General features: G+C 55.8%; 21 protein-coding genes. 18 read left to right on the top strand and 3 right to left on the bottom strand.

Features of this window, described 5'->3' with window-relative positions; translation table 11 throughout:
- Positions 1-8 precede the first annotated feature (8 nt).
- The 3 genes from PVT68_RS02635 to PVT68_RS02625 all read left to right on the top strand — a co-directional run bounded on the left by PVT68_RS02635 (position 9) and on the right by PVT68_RS02625 (position 3,793).
- The gene (locus PVT68_RS02635) at positions 9-590 is read left to right on the top strand and encodes a tRNA-uridine aminocarboxypropyltransferase (RefSeq protein ID WP_280321043.1); all 582 of its coding nucleotides are present in this window, start codon (positions 9-11) and stop codon (positions 588-590) included.
- 271 nt (positions 591-861) lie between these two features.
- A complete protein-coding gene (gene purT, locus PVT68_RS02630) occupies positions 862-2,058 on the top strand; it encodes a formate-dependent phosphoribosylglycinamide formyltransferase (RefSeq protein ID WP_280321042.1) in 1,197 nt (398 codons plus the stop codon).
- A 223-nt stretch (positions 2,059-2,281) separates the two neighbouring features.
- Complete coding sequence (locus tag PVT68_RS02625; protein ID WP_280321041.1) at positions 2,282-3,793, top strand: dipeptidase; 1,512 nt, start codon at positions 2,282-2,284, stop codon at positions 3,791-3,793.
- 146 nt (positions 3,794-3,939) lie between these two features.
- Here the strand turns inward: PVT68_RS02625 and PVT68_RS02620 are convergent, their stop codons facing one another.
- Positions 3,940-4,368: a hypothetical protein gene (locus PVT68_RS02620; protein WP_280321040.1), complete on the bottom strand. Its 429-nt coding sequence runs from the start codon at positions 4,366-4,368 to the stop codon at positions 3,940-3,942.
- A gap of 295 nt (positions 4,369-4,663) precedes the next feature.
- Here PVT68_RS02620 and PVT68_RS02615 point away from each other — a divergent pair, with 295 nt between their 5' ends.
- From PVT68_RS02615 to PVT68_RS02570, 10 genes are all read left to right on the top strand, one after another.
- Positions 4,664-5,122, top strand: a complete 459-nt coding sequence (locus PVT68_RS02615) for a GNAT family N-acetyltransferase (protein ID WP_280321039.1) — start codon at positions 4,664-4,666, stop codon at positions 5,120-5,122.
- A 419-nt stretch (positions 5,123-5,541) separates the two neighbouring features.
- A complete protein-coding gene (locus PVT68_RS02610) occupies positions 5,542-7,392 on the top strand; it encodes a hypothetical protein (protein ID WP_280321038.1) in 1,851 nt (616 codons plus the stop codon).
- A gap of 408 nt (positions 7,393-7,800) precedes the next feature.
- Positions 7,801-9,204: an ATP-dependent RNA helicase DbpA gene (gene dbpA, locus PVT68_RS02605; RefSeq protein WP_280321037.1), complete on the top strand. Its 1,404-nt coding sequence runs from the start codon at positions 7,801-7,803 to the stop codon at positions 9,202-9,204.
- 86 nt (positions 9,205-9,290) lie between these two features.
- Positions 9,291-9,977 carry an ABC transporter ATP-binding protein gene (locus PVT68_RS02600; protein ID WP_280321035.1) on the top strand — a complete coding sequence of 229 codons (687 nt, stop codon included), beginning with the start codon at positions 9,291-9,293 and terminating at the stop codon, positions 9,975-9,977.
- Positions 9,953-12,418 (top strand): ABC transporter permease, encoded by a 2,466-nt coding sequence (locus PVT68_RS02595; protein WP_280321033.1) that lies wholly within the window; start codon positions 9,953-9,955, stop codon positions 12,416-12,418. The genes PVT68_RS02600 and PVT68_RS02595 overlap by 25 nt, the downstream gene beginning before the upstream one ends.
- Positions 12,411-13,493, top strand: coding sequence for a lipocalin-like domain-containing protein (locus tag PVT68_RS02590; RefSeq protein ID WP_280321031.1), 1,083 nt, complete (start codon positions 12,411-12,413; stop codon positions 13,491-13,493). The genes PVT68_RS02595 and PVT68_RS02590 overlap by 8 nt, the downstream gene beginning before the upstream one ends.
- Positions 13,494-13,787: 294 nt before the next feature.
- The gene (locus tag PVT68_RS02585; RefSeq protein WP_280321029.1) at positions 13,788-14,609 is read left to right on the top strand and encodes a hypothetical protein; all 822 of its coding nucleotides are present in this window, start codon (positions 13,788-13,790) and stop codon (positions 14,607-14,609) included.
- A 9-nt stretch (positions 14,610-14,618) separates the two neighbouring features.
- Positions 14,619-16,040, top strand: coding sequence for an aldehyde dehydrogenase family protein (locus tag PVT68_RS02580; protein WP_280321027.1), 1,422 nt, complete (start codon positions 14,619-14,621; stop codon positions 16,038-16,040).
- On the top strand, positions 16,037-16,603 hold the full coding sequence (locus tag PVT68_RS02575; protein WP_280321025.1) for a hypothetical protein: 567 nt from the start codon (positions 16,037-16,039) through the stop codon (positions 16,601-16,603). The genes PVT68_RS02580 and PVT68_RS02575 overlap by 4 nt, the downstream gene beginning before the upstream one ends.
- A 22-nt stretch (positions 16,604-16,625) precedes the next feature.
- Entirely contained in the window at positions 16,626-17,861 is a 1,236-nt protein-coding gene (locus PVT68_RS02570) for a NupC/NupG family nucleoside CNT transporter (RefSeq protein WP_407666120.1), read from the top strand.
- 10 nt (positions 17,862-17,871) lie between these two features.
- On the opposite strand, the gene PVT68_RS02565 is transcribed toward PVT68_RS02570, so the two are convergent.
- Together PVT68_RS02565 and PVT68_RS02560 are read right to left on the bottom strand one after the other, a co-directional pair.
- Entirely contained in the window at positions 17,872-18,798 is a 927-nt protein-coding gene (locus PVT68_RS02565; RefSeq protein WP_280321023.1) for an isopenicillin N synthase family dioxygenase, read from the bottom strand.
- A 5-nt stretch (positions 18,799-18,803) separates the two neighbouring features.
- Complete coding sequence (locus tag PVT68_RS02560; protein ID WP_280321021.1) at positions 18,804-19,235, bottom strand: cytidine deaminase; 432 nt, start codon at positions 19,233-19,235, stop codon at positions 18,804-18,806.
- Positions 19,236-19,323: 88 nt separating this feature from the next.
- On the opposite strand from PVT68_RS02560, the gene PVT68_RS02555 reads away from it, so the two are divergent.
- From PVT68_RS02555 to PVT68_RS02535, 5 genes are read left to right on the top strand one after another with little or no spacing between them, the layout of a single operon-like run.
- Positions 19,324-20,667, top strand: a complete 1,344-nt coding sequence (locus tag PVT68_RS02555) for a GTP cyclohydrolase II (RefSeq protein ID WP_280321020.1) — start codon at positions 19,324-19,326, stop codon at positions 20,665-20,667.
- Positions 20,664-21,890, top strand: coding sequence for a DUF1688 family protein (locus PVT68_RS02550; protein WP_280321018.1), 1,227 nt, complete (start codon positions 20,664-20,666; stop codon positions 21,888-21,890). Before PVT68_RS02555 ends, PVT68_RS02550 begins: the two co-directional genes overlap by 4 nt.
- A gap of 11 nt (positions 21,891-21,901) precedes the next feature.
- The gene (gene upp, locus PVT68_RS02545; protein WP_280321017.1) at positions 21,902-22,525 is read left to right on the top strand and encodes a uracil phosphoribosyltransferase; all 624 of its coding nucleotides are present in this window, start codon (positions 21,902-21,904) and stop codon (positions 22,523-22,525) included.
- Positions 22,526-22,544: 19 nt separating this feature from the next.
- Positions 22,545-23,123 carry a uridine kinase gene (gene udk, locus PVT68_RS02540; RefSeq protein ID WP_280321016.1) on the top strand — a complete coding sequence of 193 codons (579 nt, stop codon included), beginning with the start codon at positions 22,545-22,547 and terminating at the stop codon, positions 23,121-23,123.
- 32 nt (positions 23,124-23,155) lie between these two features.
- Positions 23,156-24,445, top strand: a complete 1,290-nt coding sequence (locus PVT68_RS02535) for an endonuclease/exonuclease/phosphatase family protein (RefSeq protein ID WP_280321015.1) — start codon at positions 23,156-23,158, stop codon at positions 24,443-24,445.

Below are 24,445 nucleotides of genomic sequence, written 5' to 3'. Positions count from 1 at the left end.
ATCACCTCATGCCACGCGAAATCTGCCCAACCTGCCAACGCCCCCGCAAGGTCTGCTACTGCAGCGCGCTGGTCCATATTCCCAATCGAATTGGGGTGCTGATCATACAGCACCCGCTGGAGGAGAAGCATCCGTTCAACACCGGACGCATGGCGCACCTGTGCCTGGATAACAGTGAATTAATCGTGGCTGAGAGCCTGTCGGACGAAGCGCTGGCGCAACTGCTGGAGCCCAGGTCGGCGCTACTGTATCCCTCGCTAAATTGGTTGCCGCGAGTAGCGCAGGTGGAGGCCGGTACCAAACAGGCCGAGGTGTTGGAGCAGCTGGTAGTGATTGATGCGACCTGGCGGAAGTCGAAAAAGATGTTGCATTTGCATCCGGTTTTGCAGCAGTTACCGCGGGTAAGTTTTGAGGGGGAGCTGGAATCCAATTATCAGATTCGCCACTCCTCTCTAGAGAACAGCCTGTCTACCCTGGAAAGTCTCGTGATGGCAATGCAGGCGCTTGAGCCCGAAGGTGATTTCAAGCGGTTACTGCAGCCCTTCGAGAAAATGGTATCGCTACAGGTCGATCAGGCTGGGCCCCGGTAGTTGTAAAAGCCCGGTTTGAATGGCATTGCCGGACAACTTTCTGTGTGGACGAAATTTGCCACGATGTTTGTGGCCGGGGGGATAATCATTCCCGCAATACGAGAAGAGATTCCGCCAGAAAAATGAGGCGCATATTCTATATTTTCTGATGTCGGTATCGGCTCCTTTGCTTCCGCGTATGTGCCGCCGATGATTGCCGGTTGCGACCATGTCACCTATTGCTCCGCGAATCTTATCTTTCAGACATAATTCTCATTGAGGCAAAAATCTTATGACTACCCTGGGGACCCCTTTCTCTTCTACCGCTACCCGCGTGCTGCTTTGTGGCGCCGGTGAGTTGGGCAAGGAAGTTGTGATCGAGCTGCAGCGTCTTGGCTGTGAAGTTGTTGCAGTAGACCGCTACGCTAATGCCCCCGGGATGCAAGTGGCGGACCGTAGTCACGTGATCAATATGCTCGATGGCGATGCCCTGCGCGCGGTGATTGAGCAAGAGCAACCCCATCTGGTGGTGCCGGAGATCGAAGCCATCGCCACCGACACCCTGGCTCAGTTGGAAGGGGAGGGGGTCAATATCGTTCCCACCGCGAGGGCGACCCAGCTGACCATGAACCGCGAAGGCATCCGTCGCCTGGCAGCAGAAACCCTGGGCCTGCCCACTTCCAGCTACCGTTTTGCCGCGAACGAAGCGGAATTCAAGGCGGCTATCGAAGAGATCGGTATTCCCTGCCTGGTCAAACCGATTATGAGTTCCTCGGGCAAGGGCCAGAGCCTGGTGCGCGATGTTGCGCAGGTTGAACAAGCCTGGGCCTACGCTCAGGAGGGGGGCCGTGCCGGCAAGGGCAAAGTGATTGTTGAGGGTTTTGTCGATTTTGATTACGAAATCACCCTGCTCACAGTTCGTCACGACGACGGCAAAGGCAATATCCTCACCAGCTTCTGTGCTCCCATTGGTCACCGTCAGGCCGATGGCGATTATCAGGAGTCGTGGCAGCCCCAGGCGATGTCGGCTGCGGCCCTGACCCGCGCCCAGGAAATCGCCAAGGCGATTACGGATGATCTCGGCGGCCGCGGCCTTTTTGGCGTGGAGCTGTTTGTAAAAGGCGATGACGTAATCTTCAGTGAAGTTTCGCCACGGCCGCACGATACCGGCCTGGTGACGCTCATCTCGCAGGACCTCTCCGAGTTTGCCCTGCACGCTCGCGCCATTCTCGGGTTGCCCATTCCCAATATCCAGCTGCACCGCGCTTCTGCCTCGTCCGTACTCTTGGTTGAGGGTAATTCCTCGCAGATGCAGTTCGGCAACCTGAGAGCGGCCTTGGCCCGCCCCGATACCCAGCTGCGCCTGTTCGGCAAGCCGGAACTTGCCGGCAAGCGCCGTCTGGGCGTCGCCCTGGCGCGGGCCGACGATATCGAATCCGCGCGGAACACCGCCAATGCGGTTATTGCCGATATCTCGATCAAACTGTAGCGGCCCCGGATTTGTCGTGCTGAGACAAAGCTGAGGTGAGAACACGCCGCAGGTCAGGGTGCTAAGAGGTGTAATTCCTTGCGCAGTGTGCATTTTTGATTAGCCTTCGGTCGACCACTGCAGCAGTCCGCCACTGCGCGGCGGCGGGCGGGATTTGGCTCCGCAGGGAGGGTACAATGCGTCAATCTGTTGACCTTTTTTACCCAGACCCATGGAGTGAACTGTGAAATTCCGTTCCAAAATTGTACGGATTGCGGCTCCGCTGTTGCTGTGCCCGCTGGCCGCGGCGGCGGATGTCTCGCCGGTAGCGCAGACGACCGCGGAGTACGCGGTGGACAAATACGAAGCGGCGATGACGGACACCCTCGCTGAACTGGTGCAGTTCAAGACAGTAGCGCGGGAAGACCTGCCGCTGGAGAAGAACCCGGAGTTCTCCGGCTTCAAGCGAACCCTGTGCGGCAAGGCCGAGGCCCTGGATCTGGAGTGCGAGGACCACGGCTATGTGGTGATCGTTGCCCTGGGGCAGGGCGAAGAGAAGATCGGTATTGTCACCCACGGTGATGTACAGCCGGCCAATCCGGCCAAGTGGAACAAGAGCCCGTTCGAGCTGGATCGCACCAGCGAGCCAGGCAAACTGATTGCCCGCGGCAGCGAGGACGACAAGGGTCCAATCGCTACCGCCCTCTATTCCATGAAAGCCATCAAGGACAAAGGCGTGCCGATGAAGCGGCGCGTGGAGCTGATTGTTTACCTGGGTGAGGAATCCGATTGGGCTCCGTTGCAGACGTTCCTGAAAGATTACCCTATGCCTGCCTACAACATCACCATCGATGCGAATTACCCGGTGGTGACCGCAGAGAAGGGATGGAGCGAAGTCCGCGCCACCTTCGCCGAGGCTGTGGTAGCGGACAAAAGCAAACCCTACCTGAGCGACTTCCATGGCGGCTACTTCGGCAGCCAAGTGCCGGACGAGGCCCATGCCAGTATTGCCAACCCGACTGCTGCGCTGGAGAAAGCGATCCGTGCCCGTGCCGCACAGCATTCGCAAGTGAAGTTCGAGTTCGCAGTTAAAGAGAGTTTGCTGGAAATCACCGCCCGCGGCGTGGCCACCCATAGTTCCGAGCCGGAGCACGGCATCAATGCCATTGCCTTTCTGGCTGACACATTGGGCACCTACGAGTGGCCGGCTAATGCTGCCGGCGCCACGGTGCGCTACATCAACGATTTGATCGGCACCGGCATCACGGCCGAACAGTTTGGCGATATCGCCTACAGCGACGATTTTATGGGGCCGATGACCGGTGCCCTGACCATGGTGAAGGTGAGCGACAAGGGGCTGACCAGCCACCTGAATTTGCGCCGCCCTACCGGCAAGACCGCAGAATTGCTGGAGAAACAGATCCACAGGGCTATCGACACCTGGCAGAAAAAGACCGGTATTCAGGTGGCCGATGTAGGCGTGCATCTGGGGCAACCTTACCGCGCGGACGATGCGCCCCAGGTACAGCCGCTGCTGAATGTATTCCGCCACTTCACCGGTATTGAGGACGCGGGTCCTGTGGCTATCGGAGGTTCTACCAACGCCAAGTTGCTGCCAAATGCGGTAAGTTTCGGGCCGTCGATGCCAGGCAAGGCCTACACCGGTCACTCAGAGCACGAATTCATTACCGTGGATCAGCTGCGCCTGAACCTGAAAATGTATACGGCGATGATGATCGAGATCGCTAACCTGTAATTTTTGGCGAAGGTTATATTCCACCCAATAAAAAAGGGACTGAAATTTCAGTCCCTTTTTTATTGGGCTTCTGGCCGTTCTCTGTGAATGTAAACACGAGCGGCGTGCAGCGGGTCGCGAATGCGACACCTGCTCCCCCAAAAGCTTCAGAAGCGCAGGCGAAGGCCCAGAGCTCCATCCACTTCAAAGCCTTCTTTGCGGTCGTTATCACTGAAAGCAAAGTTGGGTACTGCTTGAATATAGGCCTGGACACTCGGAGCAATTCGGAAAGTCAGGCCTACGGGTAGGCGGATGCCAGCGCGGTCATTGTAATCGTCGCGGCCAGCATCCTCATAAAAACCGCCCACGTCGATGTACGCATGCAGGGTGCCGAGGTCATTGCTGAGGTTCTGCAGCCGCATATCCACCGCCAGCGCGTCGCTGTTCACAAAGATCGAAGTTCCGCGGAATTGTGCGGTCGCACCAGCCCCCAGGTCGTAGGCAACGCCGATGCCAAAACCGGAATTGCTATAGGCGAGCGACGGCGCACTGAAAACGGTTGCGAGAAGGGGCAGGGCATAACGGAGCAGTTTCATAGATACCTCGTATATGAAGGGCAATAAGCCGGCGAGTATAGAGAAGCTGGGCCGTTATTTGTTGCGGCGTATCACAGTCCATCGTTGCCTGGACTGCGAACTGAAGGACGTGTTTCAAATATCTGAAGGCAGTAGGTTGAATTTTACGCGAAGCCTCCTGCCTGGCATCTTTGGTCCGTGCTGGATGGCGAATAGGAATCCGGTATAGTGACCGGTTATTCAGTATGCGAAGTGGGTTTGGTCTTGCAGGACAAAGGTCCGAAACGCAGACATTACAAGTGAGTATTCGGGTTATATGCGCGTAGTAAATCTGACGGAGATGCCGGACATGGTGGAGGTCCTGGCGCCTTGGCATCATGAGGAGTGGAGGGATCTTTACCCGAATGAATCCCTGGACGATTTCAAAACGGAATTGGCCAAGTGCCTCGGCCCGGATGCGGTTCCCGCAACGTTTATCGCGATAGAAAATGGAGAGCTGTTAGGCTCCATCAGTGTTTTGCCCCGGGATATGGAGATTGAAGAGAACTGGGGCCCGTGGCTGGCGAATTTTTACGTAAAGCCCGAGTACCGTAGCCTGGGTGTGGGCAAAATGCTTATCGAGGCACTGTTGGCCTACTGTGAATCGAACGCTGTTCCGCACCTGTATCTTTTTACCCCAAAGACCCGCCAGTACTACGAGCGTCTGGGTTGGGAAACCATAAGCACTGAAAAATACCACGGGCAAATCGTGGATATCATGTTGCGGCAGTTGTAGGTCATTCCTCGATCGAGGCGCAATGCTGTCCTGGCTACCGTGCTCAATCAGATAACAAGTCGGATATTCATCAGGATGGTTCAGGGATGAGTAAGTCTGAAGGCGGGCTTTCTATGGATACCAGCGTTGAAAGCCTATTAGCAGAACTCACTGGCAGTAATCCCGGCAATTCCGACTTTCCCTTCCCAAATATCAGCCCGCCAGGCGGGCCCATGTGTTAAGGCTTCGAAAAAAGCCTGGCACTCGTTCCTTTTTCCCTGTTTGAGGAATACAGCGCCAAACGGCTTCGGGGTTGAATGGCGTGTCAGTATCGCCTGCGTGATTATGACTCTTTAGGGCTATTTTAGTGGCGGGCTTTGCTTTGTACTCTTGGGAAAAATGGTAGCCATCGCTTCCCGCAATAAAATAGGAATAATTTCATGGCATGCGCTTTCAGTAAGGCCCTGTCAACGCTCACCGCAGCGTTGCTCTTCAGCTCATTGGTCGCCTGTAGTGGTGGTGGGGGCGGTGGTAGTGATGATGGTGGCAGCAGTAGCTCTAGCAGCTCTAGCAGTTCCAGTAGCTCTAGCAGTTCGAGCAGCTCCAGTAGTTCGAGTAGCTCGAGCAGTTCCAGCAGCTCCAGTAGTAGCGGCGGTTCCAGCAGTAGTGGCAGTAGCAGTAGCGGCGGTTCCAGCAGCAGTAGCAGTGGCGGCGAAAGCCCATTAACTGAAATCGGTGTGTTTATCGACAGCCCGGTGGTGAATATCGGCTATCGCACCACCGACAGTGAGGGCAATGTGACCCATGAAGGTGTCACCGATGCCACAGGTGGCTACAGCTATGAGCCCGGTGACATGGTGACCTTCTTTATCGGCGGGCTGGAATTTCCGCTTGTCACGGCTTCCGGCACAGTGACCCCGCTGGATATTGCCGGTACCACCGACACTTCCGAGAATGCGGTGATCAATATGGTTCGCCTGCTGCAGACTCTGGACACGGATGGCGATGCCAGCAACAACATCACCATCAGTGAATCTGCTGTGGGCAGCAAAGACACGGTATTGAGCACTGAGGAGTTCTTTGACCAGTCCCCGGAAGCTTTCGCGGCGTCGCCCATTATTCAGACTCTGATCGAGAATGGTGGCCAGGATGTGGCGGTAACGCAGCTCGTTAGCATTGCAGCTGCCCAGGCTCATTTGGAGGGTACGCTGGAGGCGGAAGCGCTTGGCTACACCAACGAACACTCCATGACGGGTGGCTGGGTGCTGGATACCAGTGTAGAGACTGGCAACGGGGCCGAGCACTTCATCTTTTTTGCGTTTGATGAGACGACTGGAAATTACATCCATGTAGAGCAAGTGGAAGTAAATGATCCGTCTGGAGAGGGCTTGGAGTGGGGCTCTTTCAGTCTGGATGAAGAGAAGGTGCTGAAGGTCACTGGAATCACCGATGACCAGAACGGCAGCATCGGCCTGTATGACCCGGATGATGGTGAATTCGACCAGGAGGATGGTGAATACGTCACCTTTACCGTGGCCGGAAATAGCGCCGATCTGGACATTTTTGAAACTGACCTGGGTAGTGGCGAAGGGGTACTGGTAGAAAAGATCCCGGCTGCACGGGTGGTTGCGGACGGCCTGCAAGGTGTCTGGGTAACGGATGAGGACGAATTCAATACCTTATTGCTGTTTGCGTTCCTGGAAAATGGCACTTTTGTCCAGGCAGAAGATGATGGTACCGAGGTAGGTAGCTATAGCTACAACGCGGAAACCGGTGTGGTAAGTGTCAGCAATATTTTTGTCGACACCAATACCAATGGTTTCTCTGACTTCGTCGGTACCGCTGACTTGAAAATGCACGTCAGTGGTAACACCTTGACTCTGGATATCCCTGGTGAGCCTTTGCGAATCTTCAATCGCCTCGGTGCTGGACCAGTTGGCCTTCCGGGTGACGGCCCCAGTAGTGGTGGTACCGGCAGCGGCTCGGATGACGATATTCTGGTGCATGAAATCTGGAACGATTTCGGAGAAGAGTACTGCGAAGAAATCCGTTGGGTCGAAGAAGATGAAGTGGTCACTGAGTCTGATGCATCTGGAACCTGGCGAACCGTGGTAGAGACCATCGGTGGCGAGGTCTTTTATTACCCTGAGTTCGACGCCAGCATCGTGTTCGCCGGTCTTGGACAATGCCCATCGAAATACCGCACGCCATACCGCTGCGTGGATGACAATTTCATCACCTATGAGGAGAGTGCGGCAGACTGTGCCGAACTCGGTGGCGAGTTGATGTAATCAACGGATCTACGGGAAACCAGAAAGCAGGATGTGAATTACATCCTGCTTTTTTTATGCCCATTTACTTGCTGACTGAATGATGCGTCGAGGGAACACGCTACTGAGTGAAATTGCCGCGGTGTGGTTTCAGTGTGTTGTGCCTTTTCGATACGGGCAGTTCGTCTAAGCTGGTAAATATCACGCCAATACCGCGGATTCACCTGACGGGAGTGAATAGTGCGTCACAATTGCTCTTCGGCTTGAGGCCGGGTCGGCGATAGCGCTTGATCCCTGATTCGTCCTGGTACCTAGTAGCTGCCTGGCAACGCCAGTGCATCGCAGCTAACGTCAACGGTGTGTTTTCGGTAGGAATGTGGCTTCTGCTTACCTACAATACGCGCCCTTTTCTCCAAGCGAGTTCCTGTTTTGACCAGTCCCGATAGTGACCATCCCCGCGACTTCCAGTCGCTGCCGCTGCAAAAGCCCCTTCTGAAAAACCTGGAGGATCTGGGTTATACGCGGCTGACCGAGATCCAGGCCGCTGCGCTGCCGGCAATGGTGGCGGGGAAGGACGTCATCGGGCAGGCGAAGACGGGGTCGGGCAAGACCGTGGCCTTCGGTCTGGGATTGTTGCACAAGCTGCAGGTAGACCGGTTCCGGGTGCAGGCGTTGGTGTTGTGTCCTACCCGGGAGCTGGCGGACCAGGTAGCGCGGGAGTTGCGCAAACTGGCGCGGGCCGTTCACAACATCAAGATTCTGACCCTTTGCGGCGGTATGCCGTTCGGGCCTCAAATCGGCTCGCTCAAACACGGTGCCCATATTGTGGTGGGCACCCCGGGTCGTATTGAGGATCACCTGCGCAAGGGCAATCTCGACCTGAGCGCGGTGGATACGCTGGTGCTGGACGAAGCGGACCGCATGCTGGATATGGGGTTCCAGGCGGTGCTGGACCAGATTCTCGCCGAGCTGCCGCAGCAGCGACAGACGCTGCTGTTTTCCGCCACCTATCCCAAAACCATCGATGCGCTGGCATCCCGGGTACTGCGCGATCCGGTAAAGGTGGAGGTGGCCGCGGCGCATAGCCGGAGCTCGATTGAGCAGAATTACTACCGGGTGGAAAACAACGAGGCGCGGCCCGCAGCGCTGTATCAGTTGTTGGCCAATTACGACGTGTCCTCTGCGCTGGTGTTCTGCAATACCAAGAAGGAAACGGATGAAGCGGCGCAAGCCCTGAAGAGTGCCGGCTTTGCCGCGCTTGCCCTGCACGGTGACATGGAGCAGAAAGATCGCGATCGCACCCTGACGCTCTTCGCCAATGGCAGTGCTTCCATTCTGGTGGCCACCGACGTCGCCGCGCGCGGCCTGGATATTGAGGAGCTGCCGGTGGTGGTGAATTACCATCTCTCCCGTGACCCAGAGGTACATGTGCACCGTGTCGGCCGCACCGGGCGGGCAGGGCAAAAGGGGGTGGCGCTGTCACTGGTGAGCAAGAAAGAGATCTACAAGCTGGAGCGTTTGGAAGAACTCATGCAGCAGGAAATTACCCTGCAGGAACTCCCGGAGCTACCAAGAGGGTTCACACCGCCGCGACCGCTGATGTCCACATTGCAGATCGATGGCGGCAAAAAGCAGAAAGTGCGCGCTGGTGATGTGGTCGGTGCCCTGACCGGTGAGGGGGGCATCGATGGTTCACAGATCGGCAAGATTCAGTTGTTCGATTTCTCTACCTTTGTTGCGGTGGCGCGTCCGGTTGCGAAAAAAGCACTGGGCAAGCTCGCCAATGGAAAACTGAAAGGCCGCAAATTCCGCGCGCGTATTGTCGGGGTATAGGTTCGGATAGGTAAAACTTCTCCTTTGGTGATGTCTGTGCGATAGACTGATCGGCCTATTCTGCTATTAGCCAGCCTTTCGCAAACATGGATGATGCCCTGATACAGGCCCGCAATCTCAGCAGGTCATACCGCAACGGCCGCGAACAAATAACCGTGCTGCACGGTTTATCCCTTGAGTTGCGGCAAGGTGAAGCGGTGGCTGTGATCGGGCCTTCTGGCTCGGGTAAAAGTACACTGCTGAACCTGCTCAATGGCCTGATACCACCGGACAGCGGCGAGTTGCAGGTGTTCGGGCGAAGGCGTTCAACACTGACCGAGCGCGACTGGGCCGAGTTGCGCCGCACCCGTATCGCCACACTATTTCAGGATGGCAACCTGATCCCCACATTGACCGTTTCCCGCAATATCGCTTTTCGCGCCGGGCTGGCCGGTCTGTCACAACACGACGGCGAAGCGCTACTCGAACATCTGGCTATTGCCGACACAGCGCACCGTTATCCTGATCAGATTTCCGGCGGCCAGCGCCAGCGGGCGGCACTGGCTTGTGCTTTTGTCATGCAGCCGGACGTGATGCTCGCCGATGAACCTACCGGCAGCCTCGACTATGCAACCGCCCAGCGCGTAGCCCCACTTTTTTTTGACGCTATCCGCGAGCGCGGGCTGGCTGCGCTGATCGTCACGCACAATCCGGAGTTGGCCCGCCGCTGTGACCGGATACTGGAATTGCGGCAAGGAGCCCTGCGCCCATGGGACTCGGCCCGGTCTTTCTGAGTCATTACCGCCGCTATCCCGGCCAGCTGGCTGGACTCCTGCTTATTCTGATTTGCGCGGCCATGCTGTGGAGTGGCGTTCGCTCCCTGACCGGTGCGGCGGAGAAAGCGGTGGCACGTTCCCAGGCAGCACTGGAGCCGCTGTTACAGGTTGTGCGTGCGGACGGCCGCGCAGTGACCATCGCGGATTTTGCGCAACTGCGCCGCCTCGGACTCTGTGCAACACCACGTCTGAATGTGCGCTTCGATCCTATCGGTAGTGACACCGACAATAGCGATCGCCCCCCACAAATTGTCGGAATCGACCCGTTTAGCGCGCCCTGTATACGGCAATATGCCCAAGCCCGGGACGAACCGGATGGGGTGATCGGTGAATTGGTTTCAGGGTTCGAGCAGCCCATGTTGCTGGGCAGTGCCGGAGACCTGAAGCGTTGGCGACAGCTGTCACGAGCGGGCGCCGAGGCGTTTCAATACCGCGAGGTTGAAGGGCTGCCTAACGGGCAGCTGCTTGCGGATATTTCAGTGGCTGCAGAGCTCGCCACTGCCGCGCGAAGTACCCTGGCGATTCTGCTACCCGCGGCGGAAACAGACAGGGTGCCGTTACCGAATACCTATCGCGCACAGGTTTGGGACTACGGAGTGAAGCCGACCCCATTGGTGGATGCATTCCTGCTCAGTCTCGATGCGCTGGGTGCGTTGGCGCTGCTGGTGGCCGCACTTTTGGTCCGCAGCGTCTATCGCTTTGCACTGGTTCAGCGTCGGCGGAGTCTCGATATTCTGCTGCGCCTGGGCGTGCCGCCACCACATCTGCGCACCGCATTGATCTGCGAGGTGTTGTTGATTGCTGTGGTCGGCAGCAGTATCGGTCTGTTGCTGGGTGGGTGGTTGGCATCGGCACTGGCGGAGGGATTTCAGGGCACACTGCAAGGGTTGTTCAGTATCGACTCCCTGGCGGTGGGCGCACCGAAGCTGGAAACCTGGCTCGGTATGGTGTTTATTCTGGCGGTGGTGGTTGCCTGGGCCTGTGCCGATTTGCTGAAACTGCCCGGTGCGGTACCGGGCGGGTTGGGGAATAAGTCCCAAGCCGCCTACGACAATACGCCGCCCTGGGATTGGCTGACTGCGCTTGTTGCCGTGGCAGTGTCCCTCGTCCCTCTGCTGCTTACAGACCGACTCTGGCTGGTATACCTCTCCGCACTGGGCTGCCTGGTAGGTGTTGGCCTGCTTCTCCCTCTATTGTTGAACCGAATGCTGGGGCGTTTGCAGGCTTGGGCCGAACGCCAATGTCTTCAGCCGCTGCTCGAGTGGTCCTGCTCGGAGATGCGTGCCCTGTGCCGATTGTTACAGCTGCCTCTTACCGCGCTGGCCTTTGCCATCGCCACGGCCATCGGCGTTCATGCCATGGTCACCGGTTTTGAAACTACCTTTGCCCGCTGGCTCGACCAGCGTCTCAGGGGCGACCTTTATCTTGATCCCGGCCGTGCTCTGACCACAGCGGAGTGGTCCCAGTGGCGCGCGCGTTTGCAGGATTTACCCGGGGTCTCCGAGGTCTTGCCCATGGTACGCGGCCGCGGCCTGCTGGGTGAAACTCCGGTGGATGTTCTGGCGGTTGATCCCGATTCACCCCTGCTACGTGGCTGGCGCTTTCTCGACGCGGTACCAAATCCGTGGATGGCCCTCGGTGCCGGGGGTGTTTTGATCAACGAGCAATTAGCCCGGCGGCAATCGCTGGCCGTGGGAGCGCAGGTGCGTGTTCAGCTGGCTGTCGAGCAAAAGTTCGATCAACCGTCCGATCAACCGTCCTCTCAAAAGTACTATCGGGTAATCGGCATCTACGCCGATTACGGCCGTCCCGAAGGCGAATTGTTGTTGCCGCTTACTGCGCTGCCGGACGTGTTGCCCGATGGATATTCCACCTTTGTAATTGGGCTGCAGGCGGGCCGCAATCATTCCTGGAGGGATTGGTCTTCAGCCTTGCCCTGGTTGTCGGGAAGTCATATACGGGACCAGGCCGAACTGAAGCGTGCTGCCACCGTCGCGTTTAATCGTACGTTCGAAATGACCCGGATACTGAATGGCTTGACCCTGTCTCTGGCGGGAGTAGCGCTGTTGCTGATGGGATTAGTCACTTTTCGCTTGCGGCGGAATAGTTATACCCTGCTGTCTGTGTATGGGATACCGCGGGCTAGTCTGCGACGACGGCTGATCGCTCACAGTATGCTGGTGACGGGGTTGCTGGCGCTGTTGGCGATACCGCTGGGGATTTTTCTCGCCTGGGTGTTAGTGGCGCGAGTGAACCCGGCGGCGTTTGGCTGGGCTTTGCCGCTCCATCTATACCCTGGATTCTGGTGCGGGATCTGGTTGCTGAGCCTGGGAATCGGAGCTCTGGTTGGTGTATTGGCGGGTAATCCGGTGCGCCTGGAGACGATGAAAAGTGAATAAGCCCTGCTGCTGGATACTTGCCGATCTGGTCCTGGCCATCCTGATTCTGGCCGGGTGCGCAAAAGACATCGGGGGCGGATCCACCGTAGACGCCCTGCGCGACGCCCCGGCAGGCTTCATGCAGGCAGCGCCACGAACCGGTGTGCACTTGCCGCGGGATTTGGGACCGCACCCACAATACCGTCTTGAGTGGTGGTATCTCACCGCGAACCTGCGTTCTACCGACGGCCGTGAATTCGGCGTGCAGTGGACCTTGTTCCGCAATGGTCTGCGCCCTGGGCCATATGATGAACAGGAGCCCGGCTGGCGGCGCAATGAGCTCTGGCTCGCCCACGCAGCCCTGAGCAGCCCGGAGGATCATCGCTTTGCATCCCGCAGTGCTCGCGGCGGCTCTGGCCAGGCGGGTGTTACTGCGCAGCCATTTACCGCCTGGATTGACCATTGGCAACTCGAAAGTTTGGCGACTGAAACCTGGCGACTGGCGGTAGACGGCGATGACTTTGCTTATCGCCTGCAAATACAACCGGAGTTACCGGTCGTGCTACACGGTGAGCGCGGCTTCAGTGCCAAGTCCACCGGTAGTGGTGGCTCGATGTATTTCAGTTATCCGCTGGTTGTCAGTGGCGGTGCAATCGAGATTGATGGCCAGCGATTTGACGTGAGCGGGCAGGGCTGGTTCGACCGCGAGTGGAGCAGTCAATACTTGCAGCCGGATCAGGAGGGGTGGGACTGGATGATCCTGCATCTCGACGATGGTCGACATCTGATGGCGTTCCGGGTGCGCGGTAGCAAAGATTTTTATGCGGCCACTCTGGTTGCTGCCGATGGTCGCGCGCAAGCACTGGGGCCAGACGAATTCAGTTTGCAGCCCAGGGAATTTCGGCACAGCCGCTATGGCGCGGTGCCGGTGGTGTGGCAATTACTGGTACCGTCTGCGGAATTAGCATTGGAGGTTCGGTCCCGGGATGGGGATTACTGGAACCCGGGTGTATTGCGCTACTGGGAGGGACCGGTTTCGGTGCGCGGTAGCCATATAGGGCAGGGCTATCTGGAAATGACCGGCTATGGGGGTTAAAGGATCTGAACTGAATGCTCAGTAGTGTTGTGTTGCACCCAATTGGTGTGGCGTGGGGCGTAAATTGCCCATTTTCGGGGCGCAAAGTAAACGGTGCCATTTCCCAAAGCGGTTGTCTTTGACACTTCCAGATAACGGCAGTGTTTGATTCGTCCCAATCATTACCGCTTTTTCTGCCGACACCATCCGACCTGTCGCCATTTTAGGTATGTTTATTGTATAGATCTCGTTGAAGACAATAAGGAATATGCCCCGCGAGCTGGGAGAAAGTTGCCCCACCTGCGGAATCAGGACGTGAATATGAGTACTGTGGCAGAGATGATGGGGTCCAGGGGATATCTGATATTGCGTAATCAGTTCAGCGGAGCAGAACTGGATACGATAAAAAATGAAGTAGAGTCACTGATCGATCGGGTCTATACCGAACAAAACCTCTTGGATCACAGTGTGTATCCTTCAGACCACAGCGAGTCCCGCGTCAGCCACGCAATGATGATTGCGGAATCCATCAGTCCTTTTCCCACCGTAGCGCACACCGATTTCCCCAGTATTAATGCATTGCTCAGGGCGCATAACGGGCTGCTGTCGGAATTTACCGGTTCAAGGGTTTCCCCCGGTTCACGCTGCATGTTGAATTATCAGTGCTACACCAGCGGCAGCAAACCGGTGGCAGAGCATTTCGACGGCGAATACCTGCGTACCAGGCGCTGTGACAAGACCCTGGATTTTCAATTGCTCGAAGGTATCTTGCCCCGTTACGTCTCGTTGCTAGTGGTCCAGAACGAGAACGATGGAAAAGGCATCGAACTGAGCGCGGGTGAAACCCGGGTCTCTCCTGTATTGAATGCTGGAGACACCATCATCTTTGACAACATTCGGTGGCGCCACAGCGTGCCTCGCCTGGATAAGGGGAGAGTCTCCATCGGTCTGCGCAACTTTGACCATATGCCCTGGCACTTTTGCGCGGACAGGGAATATTTTCTGGACGCGGAAGAGCGGTATGTGCCGGTACACGATGGTTGGGGGTCAGCCCAGGTGGATTGCGTGGCGCGACTGGGCCGGTTCTTCCAGAACGAATGGCCTGTGCTCAAAAACGAATATTCGTTTTATTTCTGAGTACGGCCGATGACCTTGGCTACTTCGCACTTGTGGATCGGTGGGCGTGACGTGCCTGCAAATGATCGCTTTGTTGTCTGCAGCCCGATCGACCGGCTGCCAATCGCCGAGGTGGCCTCGGCAAATGACCAGGACGCACTCGTGGCGATTGAGTCCGCCATCGCCGCTCAACGCCTTTGGTGCACCGAGCAACCGGCAACGCGTGCGGCGATATTGACCCGCTGGGCGGAGTCTATCGATGCGGCGGCACCACAACTAGCGGCAATGTTGCACCGGGAATCCGGCAAGGTTATGCGTGAAGCCCTGAGTGAAGTGGGCCACGGCGCGGATATGTTGCGGTGGTATGGGCAGCGCGCCACGTGTATTACCGGCGAGGCCTTTGCTGGGCCCGACGGATTGCGCTTGATGACCAGTAAACAGGCGGTAGGCGTAGTGGCCTGTATTACTCCATGGAATTTTCCTGTTGCATCGGTATTGGTCAAGGTGGGGGCGGCGCTGGCAGCGGGCTGTGCTTGTGTGGTCAAGCCATCGGAATTGACGCCTCTGACCGCTTTGGCACTGGCGCAGCTCAGTGCCGACGCGGGCTTGCCCGGTGGCCTGTTGAATGTGTTGCCCAGCGCAGAACCTGAACGGATTGCCGGTGCGTTTTGTGGCCACACAGGCGTGCGCAAATTGAGTTTCACCGGTTCAACAGCCACCGGGAAAAAGCTCTATCGACAGTGCGCAGATAGCGTCAAACGCCTTTCATTGGAGCTCGGTGGCAATGCACCGTTTATTGTATTTGACGACGCTGACCTTGATCTTGCGCTGCGTTGTGTTGTCAATGCGCGGTATTACAACACCGGTCAGATTTGTGTCGGCGCCAACCGGATTTTCGTTCATGCCGCGCTACACGACAGATTTGCCGAGGCACTGGTAAAAATGGTTGCAGGTTTGCGCTTTGGCAGTGATGGCGACCTGGGCCCGTTGATACAGGGTTCGGCACTGGAACGTGTCACCGGGATATGTGAAGACGCCGTTTCCAAAGGTGCGCGGATATTGTGCGGTGGTGAACCCAGCGATCGTGGTGATTTCTATTTCCGTCCCGGCGTGATGATAGATATGGATGACCGTATGCGTGCGTGTCGCGAAGAAATATTCGGCCCGCTGGCCTGTATCTATCGTTTTGAAGACGAGGCGGAGGTGATGCACAAAGCCAATGACACGGAATCTGGTCTGGCCGCCTATGCCTTTTCCCGAAATCGCGCGCGTCTGATGCGTTGCGCCGACGGGTTGGAAGCGGGCGCCATAGGGTTGAATAGTTCAGCGCTGTTCCACCGAAACCTGCCATTCGGCGGAATAAAGCAAAGCGGACTGGGGAAAGAGCAGGGTATCCATTGTCTTGACGAGTTCCTGGTGGAGAAAAGTCTGGTTATTGGAGAAGCTTCGTGAAGCCGATGTCCTGTCGCGATGCCTGGCAGCGGATGAGTGCGGTTAGTGCCGAGGGCGCTGAGCACAACTACGCCCAGTTATTGGATATGTCGGACTTCCTGGTAGAAACAGAACTTTTTCCTCGAGCGGTACTGGAAGCCTACAGTGCCTGGAATCTTGGCAAGGTCCTGCAACCCGAACAAGAGCGCTATTTCAGTACGCTGAGGGGTGGCGGTCAGGGGGACTATCGGGACAAGATGCCGCAAAAGATCGCCAACGTGATCGACTGCCTTACCAAATTTCCAGAATCGAAACGCGCGATTGTCGTAATCCCGAACAACCCATCGCCGGACCATGTCACGGATGACGATGCAAAATGCATGCGGGAGATCCAGTTTTATTTTGACAATAAAGGACGACTGTGCGCGACGGTATTTTTTCGTGCGCAGGCGGCACTGATTTTCCCCAAGAATATTCATTTTATTGGCTCAATGATGCGTGAGATTGCGGTGTCATTACCGCAGCAGCCATCATTGGGGGCGTTGTTTTATTTGACCACATTCCTGGTTGCAGACCGTAGCTAAAGCAATATAGAGGCCTATCAGATTGACCATATTCATTAGCCTTCTTGGTATGTTGTTGCTTCTTGGATTTGCGCTGTTAGCATCTTCTCAGAGATCGTCCATCAGCGTTCGTACGGTGGGTATCGCCTTTGCTTTGCAGTTTCTTATCGGTGGCTTTGCGCTGTTTGTGCCATTTGGTAAATCTGTGCTGAATACAATGAGCGCGGGTATTTCCCAGGTGTTGAGTTATGGCACCAACGGAATAGAGTTTCTGTTTGGTGATATCGGGCGCGGTAATATTGGCTTTATTTTCGCGTTCAATGTATTGCCGATCATCATATTCTTTTCCTCATTGATTGCAGTGTTGTATTACCTCGGCATCATGGGGTGGACCATTCGGGTGCTCGGTGGAGGCATGCAAAAACTGTTGGGGACCAGCAGGGCCGAATCCATGTCTGCCACGGCCAATATTTTTGTCAGCCAGACAGAAGCACCGGTGGTGATCCAGCCCTACATCCGCAGTATGACTCAGTCGGAGCTCTTCGCAGTGATGGTAGGGGGGATGGCCAGTGTTGCCGGATCGGTGCTCGCAGGCTACGTCGGTCTCGGTGTGGACTTGAAATATCTTCTGGCCGCCAGTTTTATGGCTGCCCCGGGTGGCTTCCTTATGGCCAAATTGATCGTTCCGGAGACCGTGGCTCTGACGGTCAGTATGAACGATGAGGCTCCGCTACATGAATCCTGGTGCAATATATTTGATGCGGCCGCACATGGTGCGACGAATGGTCTCCGCCTGGCGGTCAATATAGGGGCCATGCTGCTCGCGTTTATCTCACTGATCGCGATGCTTAACGGGGTTTTGGGGTGGTTCGGGGGCCTCTTCGGGTTTGCGGAGCTGTCTCTACAATGGCTCCTGGGGCAGTTGTTTCAGCCTATCGCATTTATGATCGGAGTCCCCTGGGATGAGGCATCCACAGCAGGGTCTCTGATTGGCCAGAAGCTTGTGCTGAACGAGTTTTTCGCCTACGTGGAGTTCTCCGGTGTTAAAGAGCAGCTGAGCTTACATACTCAGGCAGTGGTCACTTTTGCCTTGTGCGGATTTGCCAATTTTTCATCCATCGCCATCCTGTTGGGGGGGCTCGCAACCATGGCGCCGAATCGGCGTGACGACGTGGCAAGGTTGGGGCTGCGCGCGGTGCTGGCTGCGTTTCTTGCCAACTTGATGAGTGCGGCGATTGCCAGCTTTTTTATTGCGCTGGCACCGGGGTGGTCCATCTGATGTCGCTCTGTTAAAAGCCGTTTTCCCGCAAACGCTGGGTTAAAAATTCTCCTGCAGTTATAGGGGGTTGTAACGGGGCGAGATCTCGATATTGCGGCAGACACTCAAGAGAAACGCTGTTGCGTGGATGGACGAAGTAGGGGATTGAAAAGCGCGGTCGGTCTGCGGTTCTCGGATTGACCACACGATGGGTGGTAGCGGGAAGGTAATTGTTGGTGAGCCGCGCCATCATATCTCCGGTATCAACCACGATTTCATCGCTGCGGTGCTCCACGGGTAGCCAGTTTCCATGCCTGTCGAGCAACTCCAGGCCGCTGTCGGTGGCGCCGATCAGCAGCGTCATCAGATTGATATCAGTATGTGCAGCGGCTCGCACGGCGCCAGGACTGTGCACATCGCGAAGTGCCGGGTAATGGATTAATCGCTGTACCGAATTGCCTCCGGCGATCATGTTTTTGAAGTGGTCCTGCTCAAGGCCAACGGCCAGTGCCAGGGCCTCGGCGAGATGCCCGGCCACGCTTTCCAGCTTTTGATGGAGCCCGGTAAAGAATGGTTCGAACTCCGGAATTTCCCCGGGCCAGGTATTTTCCGGGTAGTTTTCACCGTGGTGTTGTACCACGGCGGCGTTTGGCCCTATGTGCCAGTATTCCTTGAGGTCGCCGATGGACTGGCCTGCGGCGGTTTCCTTGCCAAGGCCGATATAACCCCGTTGGCCATTGCCGGATTCGTATTTCCGCTTGTTTTCGAGTGGAAGCGCAAAAAAATCGGTGCATAGCTGATAGGCGCGCTCAAACTCGGAAATCGGGATACCGTGGTTGCGGATAATGACAAAGCCGAATTCTGACAGGGAATCCAGTAACTGGCGGCAGAATTGATCGCGCTGCGCTGGATCAAAGAATCGACTCAGATCGATACTGGCGGGCTTACCGGCTGTCATGGCTGCTATTCCTTGTTGGCGTTATTGTCGGAGCAGGTGTCGTTGCGAGTATTCGTTTCGAGAACAAAAGCACCCGGGAGTAGGTCGCGAATCGAGAACACAGATTCTTTTTCGCTATCACAGATTGCGATGATTTTTGCATCTGACGAAAATTCCCATATTACCTGTCGGCAGGCGCCGCAGGGCATGGTGGGCTCTGGTGTTGGGGTATAGATCACCATCGCATCGATGGTTCGGCAGCCGGTAGTGGCGGCGGAAAATATAGCATTACGCTCAGCGCAGATGGTCAATCCGAACGACATGTTTTCGACATTGACCCCGCCATAGATATTGCCGTTTTGGTCGTAAAAGGCGGCAGCGACAGGGAATTGGCTATAGGGAGCGTAGCTATTTTGCGCAAGTTCCCGAGCTTTTTGTTTGAGAAGATCGATGTCCATGATCTGCCTTTATTGATGGTTGTAGACTGATATTACCCTGATTACGAAATCGAGCTCTGATACGGGGGTATTGTGACCCGGAATTTGATTGTTTGGTTATTCGTCGGTAAAGATATCAGGAGTTTTAGTAAACATTTTCCAGGGATTGGTGATGAATAATAAAGATATACCGCAGTCTGGGGTACCTGTTTTAGATCATATACGTTTGACTTCGCACGTTATGGCAAGTCCGGGGAGTACGCCGGCGATCAACTGGTATGCCCGCGATCCAGTGGTGCGTGGGCCGGTCATCGGTACTGTCAGCGATCCGAAAAGCCGCAATTGTATTGGCTGTCACAGCGGTAGCTATTCTGTGTACCGTGCATTGTCTATAGCCTCTGGTAGACAGTTATTGGGGCACAGGCCAGATCTGGAGAACACGGAACCCACCGAGCAGGTACAACTTCAGCCTTCCTGGTTTGAGGAGGGAAAAATTATCTCTCTGGATCCCTGGGGTGCCAATATTACTGGCGCGTTCAATGATTTTTTGGCCGAGGGATACAATATCCAGCCGAGTATCGCCATTACCCAGGCCAGGTTGAAAATGCCGGAAATCCAGGAGGCCATTGCCTCGGGGCGTCTTCCGGTAGATGAAAAATTTGTGACGTCAAAGGGGGAGGTAAAGGTTACCAAGGTAGCCATAGATCCTGTGTGGTATTTGCCGGGGCTGGCTGAACGGTTTGGTGTCAGTGAAGCTGAACTTCGGAAAATCCTGTTTCGCGAGACCGGTGGTATGTTTCCTGAACTGGTAACGCGTTCTGACTTGAAAGTCCTGCTCCCCCCCATTGGCAGTAGTACTGCCTATATTTTTGGCTCTATTGGTGACCTCGCCAACAGTGACGTAGAACTCACCTGCAGGGTCCACGATGAGTGCAATGGTTCTGACGTGTTTGGCTCAGACATCTGTACCTGTCGTCCGTACCTGACCTACGGTATTGAACAGGCGGTGAGGACGGCGCAGAAGGGTGGGGTTGGGCTTGTTGTGTACTACCGCAAGGAGGGGCGGGCGCTGGGGGAGGTCACCAAGTTTCTGGTGTATAACGCTCGCAAACGGCAGCGGGGCGGCGATAGCGCAGCGACTTATTTTGCCCGTACCGAATGTGTCGCTGGTGTGCAGGATGCGCGGTTTCAGGAATTGATGCCTGACGTATTGCACTATTTTGGAATCAAAAAAATTCACAATCTGCATTCGATGAGTAACATGAAATACGATGCGATTGTTGCCAGTGGTATCGAGGTGGTGAACCGGGTCAGTATCCCCGAAGAATATATACCTGATGACGCCAGGGTAGAAATCGAAGCAAAGAAAGCGGCGGGGTATTTTACCGAAGGTGAAGTGAAATCGAGCTCGGCACTGGCGGATGTCAAGGGCCGAGCGCTGGAGGTAAAATGATTCGCTACGGACAGCTGACAGCGGGAGAGTATTCGGCGGTAGGCTGGTTGTTCAGCACATCTGCCATTCGCACTCAGTGCGCCCGTATTCTGGAGCGTTCACTGAATGGTCAAACCTGTTTTAGGGTGAACTATGATCGCTTTGATGCGACGGTGCTGTATGTTATCGATACGATCAGGGAGCGCTACCCCGATTTTGCCGTGCCCTATCATAGCCGGTGGCGGCATTTTGAGGTGGGCGAACAGCGAGCCCTGTTGAGACTGCGAGAGCTGATGAATGCGCTGGCCCCGGCACAGCGTGCGCGGATGGGCTTTGACCTGATGGTGCCTTCTGTCTTTCTCGATGCAGGGGCCGGTAGTCGCTGGCGTTATCGTACCGCGGAGGGCGAATCCATAGGGCGCTCCGAGGGCCTGGGGTTGGCGTCACTCGACAGCTTTCTCAATGGAGTATTCGGCGGAGGTATTCCGTACTCCTGCAATCTTCAGGGGCTGGGCAGTTTGAGCGAAGATCGATTCCGATCGGCCTTCCAGGTGCACAGTAGCAACCCACTGGAAGGTGTGTCCGGGAGGGTTGCGCTGCTACACAACCTTGCGAGTGCGATGGAGACCAAACCGGAGTTGTTTCCCACTCAGTCTCCTGGTGACCTCGCCACGCTGCTTTTGGAAAGTTTCGGTGAATCGATTCCGGCGAGTGCCGTACTTGGCTGTACTCTTGAAGCATTCGGAGATATCTGGCCGTCGCGGGTGCAATGGGAATCCCGGAATCTCGGTGATACCTGGTATTACGCACCGTTTGGCGAAGGGGTGGAGAGCCTGGTGCCATTTCACAAGCTGAGTCAGTGGCTCAGTTACTCCCTGATCGAGTGCCTGGAACTGGCTGGATTTGAGGTTACCGGTATTAATGAACTAACGGCTCTCGCTGAATATCGGAACGGAGGTCTGCTGATCGATACAGGCTTGCTGGAGTTGCGGAATCCGTCGTTGGCAGATGCCCCTCTGGCTGTCGAATCGGAGCTGGTGATCGAGTGGCGTGCATTGACCATCTGTTTATTGGATGCCATAGCGGAAAAGATTGTAGACCAACTGGGATTCCGCGCGGAAGATTTCCCCCTTGCAAAGGTACTTGAAGGCGGCACCTGGGCAGCCGGTAGACGAATTGCCTGCGAGCGGCGAGGGGATCTATCGCCACCACTTTCCCTTATCAGCGACGGAACTGTCTTTTAGTTGGAGTCTTTATGACACTACGCTTGGTCAATAACGCGATCATGATGGATAAACTGGGTACCCTGCGGCAAGCGGAGACCGAACCGGATACATTCCGGCGTATTATCGGTGAGCTGAGTGTGCAGCTGTTTTTCGCCGCCGCGTCGGAATTACCTTTCTCTGAACGAGAAATTTGTACCCCCATTTCCACAGCCACCGTCAGGAAGGTAAGCAAGGAGATCAGTCTGATTTCGGTGATGCGCGCAGGGAATGGCATGCTGGAGGCGATACTGCACGTATGGCCTAAAAGCTCGGTTGGTCATATCGGTATTTACCGGGACAAGTTCCTGAATAATACGGTGGAGTACTACTGCAAAACGCCTGGTCACCTGTCAGATACTGCCGTGTTTGTAATGGACCCGATTATCGCTACCGGCGATACCGCCATTGCCAGTGTCAGTCGTTTGAAAGATATGGGGTGTCGGGATATTTCTTTTCTCAGTATTGTTACATCTGCACTGGGTAAGGACCTGTTTCGAGAGGCGCATCCAGATGTAAACCTGTATGCGGTTTCCTGTGATGATGAGCTTGTCGAAGATGGCTATATCAAACCAGGTCTCGGTGATGTTGGTGCACGCTTTTACAACAGCAAATGAACGGACTTGAAATCGACCGATGGAAGTACAGATTATAGCGATCGCCGGGGGCAGTTGTTCGGGAAAAACAACATTGGCGCAAGCGGTTTACGAACAGTTGGGCGAAGATAATTGCCTTCTGATCCTGCAGGATAACTACTACAGGGGGCTGGAAGGGATAACGAATTTTGATGTGCCCGAGGCCATTGATTTTGCACTACTGGCGAAGCAGTTATCGGATCTGCGTGCCGGACGCACGATCCATATGCCCACTTACGATTTCACAACCCATAGGCGCAAGCCCGAGGTGGTGGAGCTGACTGCGAGGCCTGTTGTTCTGGTGGATGGCATTTTGATCTTGCATGCGGCGGAACTGCAACAGAGTTTTGACTTTAAAGTATTCGTAGCCTGTGACGAGGCAACCCGGCGACAGCGACGCCTGGCGCGGGATGTTCGGGAGCGCGGACGGGAATACGAGGCAACCCTGCAACAATTCAATGAACAGACGGCGCCGATGCATGATCGATATGTCGAGCCGTCAAAAGGCAATGCAGACCTGATTCACCAATCCCACGCCGATACTGTCTCACTATTGCAGTATTGTTTTGCCAGTATATAGCGCAGTTACCAGCCGATCGAGAACGCGATTCCATGCAAAGAACTATTAACCTGCACAGCCCCGTTGCTCTGGTGGGCAGTATTTTTTTCGCAGTATTTGCTACCGGTTCGGCGGAGGCGAGTGGCGGCAAGTCTGCAGTGGCAGAAGCGAAGGTACATGCGGCAACCCCCTGTCCCTTGTTGACCGGCTACGGTGCTGTTGGTGATGGGGCTGTGCGGGTAGCCACTTTTAACGCGTTTCTTAACCGTCCTGGCGAGGGTGATTTACTGAGGGAATTGGCGGGACGTGATAGCCCACAAGTTCAGGCCGTCAGTGAAATTATCCAGCGTGTTCGGCCCGACATTCTTCTGCTGAATGAGGTGGACCGTGATCGTGAAGGTAAGGCGGCGGAGTTGCTGCAGAAAAACTACCTGTCTGTGGCGCAACGGCATCAGCAGGCAATCGAGTATCCGTACCGTTACTTCGCGAGCGCCAACACCGGTGTCGACAGCGCGCTGGATCTGGATGGTGATGGTCGATTGGGCGAGCCGGAAGACGCGTATGGTTACGGTGCCTTTCCGGGTCAGTACGGGATGCTATTGCTTTCCAGGTACCCGATAGAAACCACAGGTATCCGAACCTTCCAAAATTTTTTATGGAAGGACATGCCCGGGGCCCTGATTCCGGTTGACTACTATCCCCCAGAAGCGCAAAAGCAATTGCGTCTGTCGAGTAAGAGCCATTGGGATATACCGGTCAATGTCGATGGCGAAATCCTGCATATTCTGGCGGCACACCCAACGCCCCCGGTATTCGATGGGCCGGAAGACCGCAATGGCCGGCGCAACCACGATGAGATCCGGTTCTGGGCTGATTATGTCCGCGGTGAGAACTATTTTTATGATGACCAGGGCCGTGACGGGGCCCTGGAGATGGGGGCCCGTTTTGTAATTCTCGGCGACTACAACGCAGACCCCTACGATGGGGATACGCGAAACAATGCCATCTGGCAATTATTGAAGCACCCGGATATCGCTCAGGACCGTCCGCCTGGGAGTGATGGGGCAAGGCGAGATGCGGAGTCCGCGGGCTATGTGAATGTGGGACACCGCGGTAATCCGGCTTACGATACCGGTGACTTTAACCCCAAGGGTTCGGGTAACCTGCGACTCGATTATGTGTTGCCATCAAAACACGGCATCACGCCTCGCTGCGCTTCTGTCTTCTGGCCGGCGGAAGGCCAGGAGGGATGGGATTTGGTAGGGGAGGGATATCCGGTGATATCGTCTGACCACCATCTGGTATGGATGGATCTGGATATAGATAGTCTGCCGCGAGAGTAA

The organism is Microbulbifer bruguierae (genome assembly GCF_029869925.1).
Taxonomy (GTDB): Bacteria; Pseudomonadota; Gammaproteobacteria; order Pseudomonadales; family Cellvibrionaceae; genus Microbulbifer; species Microbulbifer bruguierae.
This window is presented reverse-complemented; position numbering and strand designations above follow the sequence as displayed.

Coding starts and splice junctions, on each gene's coding strand:
- PVT68_RS02635 (WP_280321043.1), top strand. CDS start 9: ATGCCACGCGAAATCTGCCCAACCTGCCAACGCCCCCGCAAGGTCTGC.
- purT (WP_280321042.1), top strand. CDS start 862: ATGACTACCCTGGGGACCCCTTTCTCTTCTACCGCTACCCGCGTGCTG.
- PVT68_RS02620 (WP_280321040.1), bottom strand. CDS start 4,368: ATGAAACTGCTCCGTTATGCCCTGCCCCTTCTCGCAACCGTTTTCAGT.
- PVT68_RS02615 (WP_280321039.1), top strand. CDS start 4,664: ATGCGCGTAGTAAATCTGACGGAGATGCCGGACATGGTGGAGGTCCTG.
- PVT68_RS02610 (WP_280321038.1), top strand. CDS start 5,542: ATGGCATGCGCTTTCAGTAAGGCCCTGTCAACGCTCACCGCAGCGTTG.
- PVT68_RS02600 (WP_280321035.1), top strand. CDS start 9,291: ATGGATGATGCCCTGATACAGGCCCGCAATCTCAGCAGGTCATACCGC.
- PVT68_RS02595 (WP_280321033.1), top strand. CDS start 9,953: ATGGGACTCGGCCCGGTCTTTCTGAGTCATTACCGCCGCTATCCCGGC.
- PVT68_RS02580 (WP_280321027.1), top strand. CDS start 14,619: ATGACCTTGGCTACTTCGCACTTGTGGATCGGTGGGCGTGACGTGCCT.
- PVT68_RS02565 (WP_280321023.1), bottom strand. CDS start 18,798: ATGACAGCCGGTAAGCCCGCCAGTATCGATCTGAGTCGATTCTTTGAT.
- PVT68_RS02560 (WP_280321021.1), bottom strand. CDS start 19,235: ATGGACATCGATCTTCTCAAACAAAAAGCTCGGGAACTTGCGCAAAAT.
- PVT68_RS02550 (WP_280321018.1), top strand. CDS start 20,664: ATGATTCGCTACGGACAGCTGACAGCGGGAGAGTATTCGGCGGTAGGC.
- upp (WP_280321017.1), top strand. CDS start 21,902: ATGACACTACGCTTGGTCAATAACGCGATCATGATGGATAAACTGGGT.
- udk (WP_280321016.1), top strand. CDS start 22,545: ATGGAAGTACAGATTATAGCGATCGCCGGGGGCAGTTGTTCGGGAAAA.
- PVT68_RS02535 (WP_280321015.1), top strand. CDS start 23,156: ATGCAAAGAACTATTAACCTGCACAGCCCCGTTGCTCTGGTGGGCAGT.